Annotated in this window: 16 protein-coding genes; 8 read left to right on the forward strand and 8 right to left on the reverse strand. The window is 65.1% G+C overall.

Going from position 1 to position 14314, the window contains the following annotated elements:
* Positions 1 to 213: 213 nt before the first annotated feature.
* Positions 214 to 1005 (forward strand): enoyl-CoA hydratase/isomerase family protein, encoded by a 792-nt coding sequence (locus MSZK_RS22480; protein WP_371411375.1) that lies wholly within the window; start codon positions 214 to 216, stop codon positions 1003 to 1005.
* Positions 1002 to 2024 carry a TIGR03617 family F420-dependent LLM class oxidoreductase gene (locus MSZK_RS22485; protein ID WP_099250760.1) on the forward strand — a complete coding sequence of 341 codons (1023 nt, stop codon included), beginning with the start codon at positions 1002 to 1004 and terminating at the stop codon, positions 2022 to 2024. Before MSZK_RS22480 ends, MSZK_RS22485 begins: the two co-directional genes overlap by 4 nt.
* Here the strand turns inward: MSZK_RS22485 and MSZK_RS22490 are convergent, their stop codons facing one another.
* Positions 2025 to 2993: an aminoglycoside phosphotransferase family protein gene (locus tag MSZK_RS22490; protein WP_233211455.1), complete on the reverse strand. Its 969-nt coding sequence runs from the start codon at positions 2991 to 2993 to the stop codon at positions 2025 to 2027.
* A 614-nt stretch (positions 2994 to 3607) separates the two neighbouring features.
* Between MSZK_RS22490 and MSZK_RS22495 the strand changes: the two genes are divergently transcribed.
* Together MSZK_RS22495 and MSZK_RS22500 are read left to right on the forward strand one after the other, a co-directional pair.
* Positions 3608 to 5254 (forward strand): AMP-binding protein, encoded by a 1647-nt coding sequence (locus tag MSZK_RS22495; RefSeq protein WP_233211462.1) that lies wholly within the window; start codon positions 3608 to 3610, stop codon positions 5252 to 5254.
* Positions 5255 to 5293: 39 nt separating this feature from the next.
* Positions 5294 to 6091, forward strand: coding sequence for an SDR family NAD(P)-dependent oxidoreductase (locus MSZK_RS22500; RefSeq protein WP_099250763.1), 798 nt, complete (start codon positions 5294 to 5296; stop codon positions 6089 to 6091).
* 24 nt (positions 6092 to 6115) lie between these two features.
* On the opposite strand, the gene MSZK_RS22505 is transcribed toward MSZK_RS22500, so the two are convergent.
* Both MSZK_RS22505 and MSZK_RS22510 read right to left on the reverse strand, forming a co-directional pair.
* On the reverse strand, positions 6116 to 6529 hold the full coding sequence (locus tag MSZK_RS22505; protein WP_099250764.1) for a Zn-ribbon domain-containing OB-fold protein: 414 nt from the start codon (positions 6527 to 6529) through the stop codon (positions 6116 to 6118).
* Positions 6526 to 7722 (reverse strand): thiolase family protein, encoded by a 1197-nt coding sequence (locus MSZK_RS22510; RefSeq protein ID WP_255414247.1) that lies wholly within the window; start codon positions 7720 to 7722, stop codon positions 6526 to 6528. The genes MSZK_RS22505 and MSZK_RS22510 overlap by 4 nt, the downstream gene beginning before the upstream one ends.
* Positions 7723 to 7882: 160 nt before the next feature.
* Here MSZK_RS22510 and MSZK_RS22515 point away from each other — a divergent pair, with 160 nt between their 5' ends.
* Positions 7883 to 8404: a DUF1697 domain-containing protein gene (locus MSZK_RS22515; protein ID WP_099250765.1), complete on the forward strand. Its 522-nt coding sequence runs from the start codon at positions 7883 to 7885 to the stop codon at positions 8402 to 8404.
* Entirely contained in the window at positions 8401 to 9228 is an 828-nt protein-coding gene (locus MSZK_RS22520; RefSeq protein ID WP_099250766.1) for a class I SAM-dependent methyltransferase, read from the forward strand. Before MSZK_RS22515 ends, MSZK_RS22520 begins: the two co-directional genes overlap by 4 nt.
* A gap of 4 nt (positions 9229 to 9232) precedes the next feature.
* On the opposite strand, the gene MSZK_RS22525 is transcribed toward MSZK_RS22520, so the two are convergent.
* On the reverse strand, positions 9233 to 9598 hold the full coding sequence (locus MSZK_RS22525; RefSeq protein ID WP_099250767.1) for a GntR family transcriptional regulator: 366 nt from the start codon (positions 9596 to 9598) through the stop codon (positions 9233 to 9235).
* A gap of 37 nt (positions 9599 to 9635) precedes the next feature.
* On the opposite strand from MSZK_RS22525, the gene MSZK_RS22530 reads away from it, so the two are divergent.
* Complete coding sequence (locus MSZK_RS22530) at positions 9636 to 10352, forward strand: NAD-dependent deacylase (RefSeq protein WP_099250768.1); 717 nt, start codon at positions 9636 to 9638, stop codon at positions 10350 to 10352.
* Here MSZK_RS22530 and MSZK_RS22535 read toward each other — a convergent pair.
* The gene (locus tag MSZK_RS22535; RefSeq protein WP_099250769.1) at positions 10349 to 10984 is read right to left on the reverse strand and encodes a class I SAM-dependent methyltransferase; all 636 of its coding nucleotides are present in this window, start codon (positions 10982 to 10984) and stop codon (positions 10349 to 10351) included. The two genes, MSZK_RS22530 and MSZK_RS22535, sit on opposite strands and share 4 nt — an antisense overlap.
* 174 nt (positions 10985 to 11158) lie before the next feature.
* On the opposite strand from MSZK_RS22535, the gene MSZK_RS33460 reads away from it, so the two are divergent.
* Positions 11159 to 11290, forward strand: a complete 132-nt coding sequence (locus MSZK_RS33460; protein ID WP_099250834.1) for a hypothetical protein — start codon at positions 11159 to 11161, stop codon at positions 11288 to 11290.
* A gap of 83 nt (positions 11291 to 11373) precedes the next feature.
* Here MSZK_RS33460 and MSZK_RS22545 read toward each other — a convergent pair whose 3' ends face one another.
* The 3 genes from MSZK_RS22545 to MSZK_RS22555 are packed head-to-tail and all read right to left on the reverse strand — an operon-like array spanning position 11374 to position 14268.
* A complete protein-coding gene (locus tag MSZK_RS22545; RefSeq protein WP_099250770.1) occupies positions 11374 to 12375 on the reverse strand; it encodes a nitronate monooxygenase family protein in 1002 nt (333 codons plus the stop codon).
* Between the two features lie 8 nt (positions 12376 to 12383).
* Entirely contained in the window at positions 12384 to 13136 is a 753-nt protein-coding gene (locus MSZK_RS22550; protein ID WP_099250771.1) for a 3-hydroxyacyl-CoA dehydrogenase, read from the reverse strand.
* A 46-nt stretch (positions 13137 to 13182) separates the two neighbouring features.
* Positions 13183 to 14268, reverse strand: a complete 1086-nt coding sequence (locus MSZK_RS22555; protein WP_099250772.1) for a CaiB/BaiF CoA-transferase family protein — start codon at positions 14266 to 14268, stop codon at positions 13183 to 13185.
* Between the last annotated feature and the right edge of the window lie 46 nt (positions 14269 to 14314).

Consider the following 14314-nt stretch of genomic DNA (forward strand, 5'->3'; position numbering starts at 1 on the left):
AATAGTTCGGTATTCATGCCTACACCACTAGTAAATGCGTACCGAAGTGATGTTAAATGCTTACCTGAGGCGGTGCCGCCAGGAGGAGCTTTCGCCGATCCTGAATGTTCCTGTAGACCAGCTCGCGCTGTCGGCGCGGGGCAACGAGAGGGCGGAGACAACCGATGGAAACCGAAGATCTTCCCGTGCTGGTCGACAGGGTCGACGGGGGGGGTGGCGGTATGCACGCTGAACCGCCCCTCCACGCTCAATGCCATGTCGGCCCGCCTGGTTGAGCACCTTCACGAGACACTCGATGAGCTCGGGCGCGACCGCAGCTGCCGGGCAGTCGTCCTCACCGGAGCGGGCCGTGGCTTCTGCTCGGGTCATGATCTCGGCGAGCTGAGAGACGGAGCCTCCGGTGGGCGCCGACTGTCCAACCCGGCCGCGGTCGGCATGGAGCACCAGCAGGAGTTCGCTCGGCTCGTGACCGCCATGCGTGCACTTCCGCAACCGATCGTCGCGGCGGTCAACGGCGTTGCCGTGGGCGGCGGTTTGGCTCTGGCGCTCGGCGCGGACACCAGATTGGCTTCTACATCTGCGAAGTTCGGTGCGGCGTTCGTCCGGGTCGGACTCTCCGGCTGCGATATGGGTGTCAGCTACCTGCTTCCGCGCATTGTCGGCACGACTGCGGCATTCGAAATGATGTTGTCCGGCCGAATGGTCAGTGCCGAGGAGGCTGCCGACCGTGGTCTGGTGTTGCGCGTGGTATCCGATGGGGAGGTTGTTGACGCCGCCGTCGAGGTGGCTCGCAGCTTCACCGCCAACAGCCCGTTCGGCGTTCGCATGACCAAGGAGGTCATGTGGTCGAACTTGGAAGCACCGAGCCTCGCGAACGCGATCGCACTCGAGGATCGCACGCAATCTTTGTGTTTAGGCACCCGCGAGCAGCGGGAGGCGGTCGCGGCCGTCATCGAACGTCGGCCTGCGGTATTCGATACGACGAGCAGCGGGAAGGTGTCATGAAGGTCGATGGAGGAATCGCGGCGGACCCGGTAGAAGCAGCTCAGACGGCGCGCAACGCCGAGACCGCCGGGTACGCCGGCGCCTGGGCGGCCGAGACGAGCCACGATCCGTTCCTCGCAGTCCAGGCGGCCGCAAGGGAAACGACACATTTGGAGCTCGGTACATCGATCGCCGTCGCGTTCGCGCGGACGCCAATGACATTGGCCGTCACCGCGAATGACCTTCAGCGGCTTTCACAAGGCCGCTTCATCCTCGGCCTCGGAAGTCAGATCAGGACACATATCGAGAATCGATTCTCGATGCCGTGGTCGCATCCGGCACCGCGGATGCGTGAAATCATCATGGCGATGCGCGAAATCTGGAGCTGCTGGCACGAGGGCACCAAGCTCGACTTCCGGGGAGAGTTCTACACCCACACGCTGATGACTCCCTTCTTCGATCCGGGGAGTAGCGAATTCGGCACTCCCAAAGTCTTTCTCGCGGGAGTCGGCGTCAAGATGACCGAGGTTGCCGGCGAGGTCTGTGACGGATTCATCGCGCACGCATTCAGCACTCCGGAGTACTTCCGGCAGGTGACGCTACCGGCGTTGGAACGCGGCCAAGCGCAGGGCGTCCGCGGCCGTACCGAGGTGGCATGGCCGGTCTTCACCGTGACCGGAACTGATGAGGGCGAGATGGCCAACGCTGTCACCAAGACCAAGAAGCAGTTGGCGTTCTACGCCTCGACCCCCGCCTATCGCGCAGTCCTGGACGTACACGGTTGGGGTGACCTTCAAAGCGAGCTACACGCCCTCTCCAAGCAAGGACGGTGGGACGAGATGGGTTCGGCGATTCCGGATGAGGTACTCGCTGAGTTCGCAGTGATCGGCACACCCGATCATGTAGCGACCGAGATGTACCGGCGTTACCAGGGTCTCGCTGACCGCGTCACCTTCTACACGCCCTACCGAGTCAAGCCCGGCCTGCTTGACGAGATCAGTCGCGCCATTCAGGCTCAGAGCGCCGCCGATCAGACGTGATCACGCCAACCGCAGGACATCGTGATCGTCGATAGCAGTGAGGATTCGCCGCAGCATCTCGGCCGACGTCTCCGTAGGCTGCATGGCCGGCAGGAACTTCGGCGGGTACAGCGTAGTCGTCCACATCGCCAGTGCCCCAGGTATTTGCAAGCGGTACAGCGCCCGAGCGCGATCGCGCGATACTACCTGGCCACCTTCATCACCCAGACGATCGAGGTAGGAATCAATGAGTGAATCCTCCCAATCACGACGTTGGTCGATGGTCAGCGCCGAAGCGAGGGTGTAGGCAAGGTCGCGGGACCAGTGCCCAGTCGAAATGCACTGCCAGTCGCAGAGTCCCATTCGGCCCTCGCCGGTGATGTACCAGTTGCCCAGGTGAGGGTCACCGTGAATGAGGGTGTGCGGCAGCCGACGATGAGCATCGACCGACGCCTCGAAGCTGTGCCAGAGCCGTTCGCCGCGACCGACCAGTCCCGGTGGAGTGATCCCCTGCTCGTCTGCACGCTGTTGACCACGCAGGTGGTAGCGGCGGATCATCGAGATCCCTCCGGTCGCATGCCACCATTGCGGATAGGTGCGCAACCACTGCGGCCGCCGCCAGTCAAGGAAGCCGGTGCTGGCAGCTTGGGCATGAAGTAGGGCAAGTTGCTCGACCAATTGGTCGGCTTGCTCTCTGGTGAGCGCGGTAGTCGGCGTCCAGAAGGTCGCCGCACGAGTGGCGCTGAGGTCTTCTAAGAGGTGGATGGCCCGGTACGCCAGCGGTTGCACGGCACTGTAGTACCCGTGAGGTGCTTCGATCCGCAGCAGCGGCCGCACCGTGTTGTAGAAACCAGCCTCGGCAGGGGCGCATCCCGTCAGCCCGTTGCCGATCCGCGTCGCCAACGATGGTGTGGACTTGACGAACAATGTCGCAGGAAGGGGTGGCGCGTCGCCGGACGTCACGTAGCGCAACCGGATGCGCGCCCGCACCGACGTTCCTGACGAATGCGGCTCTACGGTAAGCGATTCGACGCGTGCTCCGCCAAGTTTCGGTCGCAGCACTCGAGTCATCCATGCCGGCGTGACGAGTTCGACCCGGCCGGGAACAACGGCACCCGCAGGCAGCGAGCGTGACCACAACCTGTCGAGCGCCCAATAGCCCACAAGGGGGACCAGAGCGGCACTGGCACGCAAGGCGTCAGCAGCTGACGGCGGAGCGCCGATCGAGGGGGGCATTACGGCAGCCCCCTTGTCAACGGCACCGAGTACGCCACTCATAACTGCAAAACGTAACACGGGATGACCAGAAGTATATAGCTTGCGTTCCGTACCATCTCTGTCACAACGTGATTCATGGTCGTAGGTGCTGTCCACTCCACGGCCTGCCGGCGGCGCGACTGCGAGCAGTCGCCCAGACCGTCCGGATTCGAGGCGCGACGGCGATGCGAATATCAACATCATTGGGTAGTCACCGTGATGTTTTGCGTCGATAATTATGCTGATACCATCGCATACTGCCATCGCGCTCCGGAACTTTGATCGGCCCAGGCAGCGGGCCGCCATACATTCTCGGATGGAATCCCACCTAGGAGAACCACGTGTTGATGCACTTCGCCGACATCTGGGAGTCAATCGCAGCAGCCGTACCGGAGCATCCCGCCGTCATTCAGGGCAGCCGCGTCTTGACCTGGCGTGCTTACGAACAACGTGCCGCCAGGTTCGCCGGCCTGCTATCAGCCCATAGGATCGGATTCGATTCCAAAGTTGGCTTGCTGCTCCACAACTGCCCGGAATACCTCGAAGCACAGTTCGGAGCCTTCAAGACGCGGGCGGTGCCCATCAATGTGAACTATCGCTACCAGGCCGACGAGCTGGCACAGTTGCTCGACAATGCCGACGCGGAGGCACTGGTGTACCACTCCAGCCTCGCCGCCAGAGTGAAACCGGCACTCGATCGTCTACCCAAGCTTCGCCTATTGATCGAAGTGGAAGACGCATCTGACGCTGGCAGCGGGGACACATCGTTGCCGGGCGCACTGGATTACGAGTCGGCATTGAGGACGGCCACCGCTCAGCCCATCATCGAGCGTTCCGAAGATGACCTCTACATGCTCTATACAGGTGGGACCACTGGCCTGCCGAAAGGAGTGATGTACGACATCGGCGACATGGCACGCTCGTTCCTGCGAGGTGGAACAGGCACTTATCACCACGAGCCGGTCACGGATCCGAGTCGGGCAGCAGTATGCGCGTTGACGATTCACGGTGAGCAACGGCCTACCAGGACGTTCGCCTGTCCGCCACTGATGCACGGTGCCGGGATGTGGATGGGTGCGATTACGCCACATCTATTCGGTGCCACGGTAGTACTGAACGATTCGCAGGGTTTCGACGGCGAGAGCTTCATCCGGGTAGTCGAGGATCACCAGGTCGCTATCGCAGTGATCGTGGGCGACGCTTTCGGCCGCCCTATCGTCGATGCACTCGACCGACGCGCCGAGCGAGCCGATCAACCCGACCTGAGTAGCCTGTCGATGATCTTGTCCAGCGGCGCGATGCTCTCCGATGACGTAAAAGACCGACTGTTGCACCACCTACCCGAAATCGCGGTGGCCGACATGCTGGGTTCAACGGAGGGGTCAATGGGTGGCGCTGTCTTACGGAAAGGGCAGAGCAATGCCTCGGCGCGCTTTCGCCTCAGACGCGGTGTGCGCGTGCTGCGGGACGACGGCAGCGAGATACCACCGGGGTCGAACGAGATTGGCACGGTGGCAATTGCGTCAACGATGGTTCCTCGCGGCTATTACAAGGACCCTGAGCGCAGCGCTCGCACCTTCCCTGTGATCGACGGCGTGCGACACTCCATACCCGGCGATATGGCCACCGTCGAGGCGGATGGTTCGATTCACCTTATTGGTCGAGGCAACAGCTGCATCAACACCGGCGGTGAGAAGGTCTATCCCGAAGAAGTCGAGCAAGCAATCAAAGCACATCCCGGTGTCGCCGACAGTCTGGTCTTCGGCGTCGCCGACCAACGTTTCGGTCAACGCGTCGTCGCCGTGGTGGAGCTCACCGAGCACGCGGGCGAGACGACGGACGACGCTATTGTGGCCGTTGTCCGCGAGCGGCTTTCCGGTTATAAGGTGCCTCGCCAAATCTGCCGGGTGCCGCACGTCCCGCGTACCCCATCGGGTAAGGCTGATTACAACGCCGCACGCCAATTGTTCGCGACGGCTGTCGAGTCCAGATGAGCATGTCCAGGTGACATCGTGATCCCAGGAGGAGAACTTATGCCACGTGCTCTGAGCAAGCCAGACGGTGAGGCACGGTCGGTCATCGATCTCTTCCGACTCGACGGCAGGGTCGCCGTGGTCACCGGCGCTAGTTCCGGGTTGGGTGCCGGTTTCGCTCGTACGCTCGCGGAGTCCGGGGCCAATGTGGTTCTCGCCGCGCGACGCGTGGACGAGCTGACCCGAACCGCCGGTGCCGTCCGCGAACGCGGTCGAGGGGCACTGGTGGTCAGCATGGACGTCTGCGATCCGGCGTCCTGCGAGGCGGCAGCAGCTCGAGCTGTCTCGGAGTTCGGTCGGTTGGACATCTTGATCAACAATGCCGGCATCAGTGCTGTCGCGCCGGCTTTGCAGCAGAGCGTCTCCGAGTTCCGCCGCGTCATAGACGTCAATCTGGTCGGGGCGTATCAAATGGCGTGCGCGTGCGCTCGGGTCATGGAGCCCGGGGCCAGCATCGTGAACGTCGCGAGCGTGATGGGATTGTCCGGGTCGCTACTGCCGCAGGCGGCCTACTCGGCGAGCAAGGCGGGACTGATCGGGCTGACGCGGGATCTCGCGGGTCAATGGACGACTAGACGGGGCATCCGAGTCAATGCCCTCGCGCCAGGATTCATCGAGACCGAAATGACCGCCGAACTTACTCCGGAGTGGCGCGAAAGACTCGTCGGCGCCTGTCCCATACCGCGATTCGCCGAACAGCGCGAGATCGACGCCGCGATGCTGTTCCTGGCCAGCCCCGCTTCCAGCTACATCACCGCAACGACCCTCGTCGTCGACGGCGGCATGACCGGCCACTGAAAACGCTGTCGGCGTCGCCCCGATCTAACCGGCACCCAGTTCGAACACCGGCACAACCTCGCCGGGTTGATCCTGCGAACCGGTCGAATCGAAGCGGACGTGGACCTTGGCACCGACGGCACACTGCTCTACGTCACCGTATAGCCGAACGAACAGCCAGGGTCCCTCCGACAGTTCGACGACTGCGCTGACATACGGAACGGCACCGGCCAACAGCGGATGCGGCGCCTGGTGAACCACTGACCAGCTCATCAATGTCCCGCCACCGGAGGCAATCACTGGTTGCAACGTCACGTCGGGATCACCGGGATCCAACGATGCTTGCGGAGGCCAGACTCCACCCGACCCATCGGCCTTCAGCTGCAACTCTCCGCGACTCGCTGCATCGTAGAAAGCGGCCGACGAATCGTCGCGCTGCACAGTCGGATAGCTGTTCATGCGGCACTCCGTTCATGCGGGCTCAGCACCAACGTCGAATGATGTTCCAGGATGCCGCCGTTGCCACTGACGATGAGCACGTCGTTGCACGGTGCCTGTCGATCGCCACCGGCCCCACGGGCCTGGATGATCGCCTCGGACAGTGGGGTGAAACCCCACATGTAGTAGGAGGACAACTGACCGCCGCCCGTGTTGCAGGCCAACTCCCCGCCCGGAGCCAACCGCCCGTCCGACACGAACTCGCCACCCTCGCCCTTTGCACAGAATCCGTAGTCTTCGAGCGTGACGAGGACCGTATAGGTGTAGCAGTCGTACAGCTCCGCGACGTCGACGTCGCTGACGCTGATCCCGGCCATACGCATCGCCTGTGGCCCCGAACGGGCAGCGGGTGTGACGAGGCCCCACTCGGAACCGGCATGCATTCGCCGTGGCCCGTGCGCCTGCCCATAGCCCCAGACGTGGACCGGTGGCTGGGCCAGCGCAACGGCGCGTTCCGCCGAGGTGACGACGACCGCGACTGCTCCGTTGCTGACCAGGCAGCAGTCGAGCAGGTGCAGCGGATCGGCGATCCATCGTGACTCTTGGTGGTCGGCAACGGTGATGGGATTGCGCAGTTGGGCCAGTGGGTTGCGGGCCGCCCAGGACCGTTGCGCCACCGCGATTTCCGCCAGTTGCGTAGAGCTGGTACCGAATCGTTCCATGTGCCGCCTCGCACAGAGGGCATAGAGGATGTTTGGGTTGACCGCACCGGACACCAGCGACCACCCGGTGAATCCCGATGCCGGGGTTCCCTTCTGCCGCTTGTTCGCTGCTCCCAGCCACGATGCGCCCGCAGATTCCTTGGGTTTGAGCGGTGTGTCCGCGAACACGCAGACCACCGTGGAAGCGGCGCCCTCGGCGATAGCCCTAGCGGCCTGCGCCACCATCACACCCGCGCTGGCACCGAAGGCCTTGATTTCGTTCAGAACGGCCAACTCGTGCAGTCCCAAGACGGCCGACAATCCGATCCCGAGGTCATTGGTCACCCCCGGCGACACCAACAAGCCGTCGACGTCGGACAGCTGCAACCCCGCGTCGGCCACCGCATGCAGCACTGCCTCCGCGGCGAGCCGTGTCGAGGACCGCCCGTACACCTTGCCCATCTCAGTCATACCGAGCCCGACGATTGTCGCGTCCCGCGCACTGACTCCCACGTCCACATTCCCTTCCGGGCATCGACCTGTGACTACGCAGTTTATTGCCGACGCCTGACTGAGATCATAATATGCGTTGCCAATGGGGTAGAAGCTGGCCTTCAGCAGGTCCGGACACAGGTTCCGAGTCCCGTCGCGGCCGACATATAGCATCGACTCCATGACGCGCTACGCGGCGTTCCTGCGCGGTGTCAACGTCCGGGGAACGACGATGAAGATGGCCGACGTGTCCGCGGCCCTCACCGACGCCGGATTCACCGATGTGCGCACGATCCTGGCCTCCGGCAACGTGGTCCTCGAATCGCCGCAATCTTCAGCGAAAGCTCGCGCCACCGCCGAAGCGGCGCTGCGGGAGCGATTCGGCTACGACGCCTGGGTCCTGGTGTACGACCTGGAGACCGTGCGAAAGATCGCGCAGGATTACCCGTTCGAGCCCGAGGTCGAGGGCCATCATTCGTACGTGACGTTCGTCAGCGATCCCGCGATGCTCGACGAGCTTGCCGCGCTGGCCGAGGATGCCGGGCCGGACGAGAAGATCGCCCGCGGCGACGGCGTCCTGTACTGGCAGGTGCCCAAGGCGTCCACGCTGGACTCGACGATCGGCAAGACGATGGGCAAGAAGCGCTACAAATCCTCGACCACCACCCGTAATCTGCGCACGCTGGTAAAGGTGGTGGGGTGAACAGCCCCAAGATCAATGCCAGCCAGCTCGGTGGCGTCTCGGAGACCGCGCTGCTGACCCTCAACGGCCGCGCCCACCAGGCCGGGCTCCCCGGTGCGATCCTGCACGACCCGATGGCCATCACCCTGCGCGACGCCATCGATTTCGACTTCGACAAGTTCGGCCGCAAGGGCCAGGAGATGGCCCTTCGGTCGCTGGCCGTCGACGGCTGCGCAGTCGCCTATCTCAGAGCCCACCCCAAGGCCACCGTCGTCGCGCTGGCCGAGGGTTTCCAGACCAGCTTCTGGCGGGTGTCCGACGCCGTGTCCGATCCGCAGTTCCGGTGGGTGTCGGTGGACCTGCCGCCGGTGATCGAGCTGCGTGAGCGCCTGCTGCCGGCCTCCCCGCGTATCACCGCACTGGCCCAGTCGGCCTTGGACTACAGCTGGATGGACCAGGTGGACGGCAGCGACGGTGTGTTCATCACCGCCGAAGGTCTACTGATGTACCTGCAGCCGGGCGACGCGATGGGCCTGATCGTCGAGTGCGCCAAGCGTTTTCCCGGTGGTCAGATGTTCTTCGACCTGCCGCCGGTGTTGGTCAAGAAGCTCGCCCCGAAAGGGTTGCGGTCCTCGCGGCACTACCGGGTGCCGCCCATGCCGTTCAGCCTCACCCACGACGAGCTGGCCGACCTGGCGAACACGGTGCCGGGAATCAAAGCCGTCCACGACATCCCGATGCCGCCCGGCCGCGGATTCTTCTTCCAGAAGGTGTTCCCGGCGATCTGGGCCTTGCACCCGGCCCGCAACCTGCGTGGCTCCTACACCCTGCTGGAGTTCGGCTGAGGCCTCAACCGAACGCGGAGTCCAGATACCGCAGCGCGGCGTGCTTGTCGAGCCCGAGCGAACGAGCAGCTTCCACGTAGGCGCTGGCGGCGGCGGCCATCGCGGCGTCGGCCGGGTCCGCCCGCGCCACGAATGTGCCGAAGCGGCCCCGGGTTTCGACGATTCCGGCGGTTTCCAGCTCCCGATACGCCCGCGCCACGGTGTTGACCGCCAGACCCAATTCGCCGGCGAGCTCGCGCACCGTCGGCAGCCGGGTCCCCGGCGGCAGCGTCCCATCGCGGATACCCGCGATGACGTGTGTTCTCAGCTGATCGAACAATGGACGCCCCGCCCCTGCGTCCAAGCGCAGTCCAAGCCCCAACTCCGACACCTGCTCAGTATCGCGTAGACCGGCTATTTTGGGGGATGTGCGTATCGCGGTGCTGAGCGGGGCGGGGATCTCCGCCGAGAGTGGGGTGCCGACGTTTCGCGACGACGAGACCGGTCTGTGGGCCAAGTACGACCCCTATGAGCTGTCCAGCACCGAAGGCTGGCAGAGCCATCCGGAACGGGTGTGGGCCTGGTATCTGTGGCGGCACCACCTGGTCGGTCGCGTCGAGCCCAACGACGGTCACCGCGCGGTCGCGGCCTGGCAGGACTATGCCGACGTCACCGTGATCACCCAGAACGTCGACGATCTACACGAGCGCGCCGGCAGTAGGCCGGTACATCATCTGCACGGCAGCCTGTTCGAGTTCTGGTGTGACACCTGCGGATCTCGCTATCACGCGCCGCTTCCGGACATGCCGGAACCGGAACTGGAGAAGATGCCGCCCCAGTGCGAATGCGGCGGCCTGATTCGCCCCGGCATCGTGTGGTTCGGCGAACAGCTGCCCGACGAACCCTGGCAGGCAGCCGTCGAGGCGGTGGCCACCGCCGACGTCCTGGTCGTGGTCGGCACCTCCGGGATCGTGTATCCGGCGGCCGGGCTGCCCGACGTGGCGCTGGCCCGCGGGGTGATCGTGGTGGAGGTCAACCCCGAGCCGACCCCGCTGTCCGACAACGCGACCGTGTCGATCCGCGAGTCGGCGAGCACCGCCTTGCCGCGGCTGTTGCAGCAGTTGCCCGAACTCCTGGGGAGCTAGGCCGACTTACTTGCCCGGCCCAACGCGACTTCCTGCACCGGCAGCGGCACCCAAGCCGGGAAGGTTGCCGCATGCCGTGCGGTGTCGATGACGAATCCCGCGCCGGCGATCGAGCGTTCCGTCTGGCGGTGGGTGTGGCAGTTTCCGGCCGTCCGCGGCCAGATGGTGGCGTCGGCCAGCCGCTGCAACCCGCCCCGCCAGCCTCCGGTCGCGATGTGCTCGAAGTAGCGCAGCTCACCGCCCGGCTTCAGCAGCGCGTGCAGTTGCCGCAGCACGCCGTCCGGGTCGGCCACCGAGCAGAGCACCAGCGAGCACACCACCGCGTCGAACGGCTCGGTCCCGGGCATGGTCTCGATGGTCGAGGAGATCACCGTGACCGGAACCGGCGCCGCCGCCGCGGCCTGCTCGGCCAGCGGCGCCAGCCGAGTCTCCGGCTCCAGGGCGACGACCTCGGTCACCGAATCGGGGTAGAAGGCGAAGTTGGTCCCGGTGCCCGCCCCGACCTCGAGGACGCGCCCGGTGAGGCCGGCGAGATTGTCGCGCCGAAGCTCGCGCATCGGGCCGGACTCGTGGGCGGACATCACCGTCCAGAGACGAGCGAAGAACGGGTGGTCGAAAGTCTGTGGCGCCATGTCTGAAGGTGTCCTTCCTGCTGGGCCCCACCCTAGTCGCGGGGGATTTCTGGCCTCGGGTGTGACCAACCTGACTCGCCAGTAACCAGCTACCTGACTCGGGAGTAACAATTGCCATGGTTTTCCGAATCGTGGCTCAAAGATTCCTTAATGGAGACCCATAGAGTCCTGTGCATGTGGATCGACGACACCAATGCCGATGTCATCAAGATCGATTTCGATGAGCTCTACCACGGCGATTTTCTCGTGGAGGGCGATACCTCGGAGCAGTTCGAGGATCTCCCCCCGCTCGCTAACGCCAGCTGAGCCAAGCGCCAAACGGCGCCGTCACCGCTGACCTGCGGTGAGGCGCCATTCGGGGCTTCGATACGGACAGTGCCCGCCTGCGTTCAGGCGGGCACTTTCGCGTCTGTACCGACCTTGACCATGCCGGCCAGCCGGCCGGTGATGATGTCCTCGGCTTCGCCGACGATCCGGCCGATCAACTCCGCCACGGTCGGGATGTCGTGGATCAGGCCCATCACCGTGCCGACGGTCCAGATACCGGCGTCGACATCGCCCTCGTCGAACACCCGCCGCCCGCGCACGCCGGCGACCAGGTCCTTGACGTCCTCGAACTGTCCGCCGTCCTTGAGGATCTGCACGACCTCGCGGGAGACCGCGTTGGAGGCCACCCGCGCGGTGTTGTGCAGGCTGCGGAAGATCAGCTCGGTCCCGCGTTCGTCGCCGGCGACGATCGCTTCTTTGACGTTCTGGTGGATGCAGGACTCGACCGTGCACATGAACCGGGTGCCCATGTTGATGCCGTCGGCACCCAGCGCCAGCGCCGCCACCAGACCGCGGGCGTCGCCGAAGCCGCCGGAGGCGATCATCGGGATCTCGATCTCACGGGCCGCCGCCGGGATCAACACCAGACCGGGGACGTCGTCCTCGCCGGGATGCCCGGCGCATTCGAATCCGTCGATGCTGATGCCGTCCACCCCCAGGGTCTGTGCCTTGACCGCGTGCCGCACCGAGGTGCACTTGTGCAACACCTTGATGCCGTTGTCGTGGAACATCGGCAGATGCGGCGCCGGGTTGGACCCAGCGGTCTCGACGATCTTGATGCCCGCGTCGACGATCACCTGCCGGTACTCGTCGTAGGGCGGCGGGTTGATCGCCGGCAGGATCGTCAGGTTCACGCCGAACGGCTTGTCGGTCATGTCACGGGTGCGGGCGATCTCATTGGCCAGGTCCGCCGGGGTCGGCTGGGTCAACGCCGTGATGAAGCCCAAACCACCCGCATTGGCAACGGCCGCAACGAGTTCCGCGCGTCCCACCCACTGCATGCCGCCCTGGGCGATCGGGTGCTCCACACCGAAGACCTCGGTGAACTTGGTAACCAGAGTCATGTCGGTCCCTACCGCGGAGCCATCCGGATCGCGCCGTCGAGGCGGATCACTTCACCGTTGAGCATCGGGTTCTCCACGATGTGCACGGCCAGCGCGCCGTACTCGTCGGGATCGCCGAGGCGGGCCGGGTGCGGGACCTGCGCACCGAGCGATTTCTGCGCCTCTTCGGGCAGCGAACCCAGCAGCGGGGTCTTGAACAGGCCAGGCGCGATCGTCACGACGCGGATCAGGCTGCGCGACAGGTCGCGGGCGATCGGCAGGGTCATCCCGACCACGCCGCCCTTGGAGGCCGAGTAGGCGGCCTGGCCGATCTGGCCGTCGAACGCGGCGACCGAGGCGGTGTTGATGATGACGCCGCGCTCCTCGCCGACCGGGTCGGTCTTGGCGATGCGCTCCGCGGCCAGCCGCAGCACGTTGAACGTGCCGATCAGGTTGACCTCGACGACCTTGCGGAAACCGTCCAGCGGGAACGGGCCGTCCTTGCCGAGCGTCTTGATCGCGTTGCCGATGCCCGCGCAGTTGACGTTGATGCGCACCGGCCCGAGGGACTCGGCGACGTCGAGAGCCTTGGTCACGGCCTCCTCGTCGGTGACGTTGGCGGCGACGAACTTGGCCCGATCGCCCAGTCCGGCCACGACGTCCTCACCCTTGAGGTCGATGACGACCACCGAAGCACCCGCATCGAGCAGTCGCTTGGTGGTGGCCAGGCCCAGGCCGGAGGCACCGCCGGTGACGACGGCTACGGCGTCCTTGATCTCCACGAATGGGTTTCCTTTCGATTAACTCGACCTACTGGTTGGTTGGGGACTATACCCAGTCCCGCAACACGGCCTCGTTGTCGGCTCCCGGCACCCCGGGCGCGGTGGGCAGATCCGGTGCCGTCCGGGAGAACCGCGGAGCGGGCGCCGGGAACGTCGAGCCCGCCTCGGTGTAGAAGGTGTTGCGCTCGGTGTTGTGCGACTCGGACTCCACCTCGGCGAAGGACAGCACCGGGGTGACGCAGGCGTCGCTGCCGGTGAAGACCTTGGCCCAGTGGTCGCGGTCGTGGGCGCCGAAGGCGGCGGTGAGCACCGCGCGCAGTTCCGGCCAGCGGGCCATGTCGTTCTGGCCGGGCAACTCGGCGGGGTCCAGGCCGAGCTTGTCGAGCAACTCGGCGTAGAACTGCGGTTCGATCGCCCCGACCGCGACATAGCGCCCGTCGCTGCATTCGTAGGTGTCGTAGTACGGGGCGCCGGTGTCGAGCATGTTCGTGCCGGGCACGTCGCTCCACATGCCCATGTGGCGGAACGCCCACATCATGGTGGACAGCACCGACGAGCCGTCGACCATCGCGGCGTCGACGACCTGCCCCTTGCCCGAACGCTCCCGCTCCCACAACGCGGCCAGGATGCCGACCAGCAGGAACATCGACCCGCCGCCGAAGTCACCGACCAGGTTCAGCGGCGGAACGGGCCGCTCGTTGACCCGGCCGACCGCGTGCAGCACGCCGTTCAGCGAGATGTAGTTGATGTCGTGGCCCGCCTGCTGGCTGCGCGGTCCGGTTTGGCCCCAGCCCGTCATCCGGCCGTAGATCAGGCGGTCGTTGACCGCCGCGCAATCCTGCGGCCCGAGACCCAGACGCTCGGTGACGCCGGGGCGGAAGCCTTCGATGAGCACGTCGGCCTTGGCAATGAGGCCCAGCACCATGTCGCGGTCCGCGGGATCCTTGAGGTTGGCCCCCACCGAGCGACGGTTACGCAGCAGGTAGTCGTTGCTGGGCGTCCCGGTCCCCTTGCCCGGCCGCTCGACGCGCACGACGTCGGCGCCCAGGTCACCGAGGATCATCGCGGCATGCGGACCCGGACCGATGCCGGCCAATTCGACGACGCGCAAACCGTGCAGTGGTCCCGCCATGGCTCCCTACCCTCCAGTTGATTGATCGCCCGCTTACTATTTACAC

Origin of the sequence: Mycobacterium sp. shizuoka-1, assembly GCF_002723835.1 — a bacterium.
In the GTDB taxonomy this organism is placed as follows: domain Bacteria; phylum Actinomycetota; class Actinomycetes; order Mycobacteriales; family Mycobacteriaceae; genus Mycobacterium.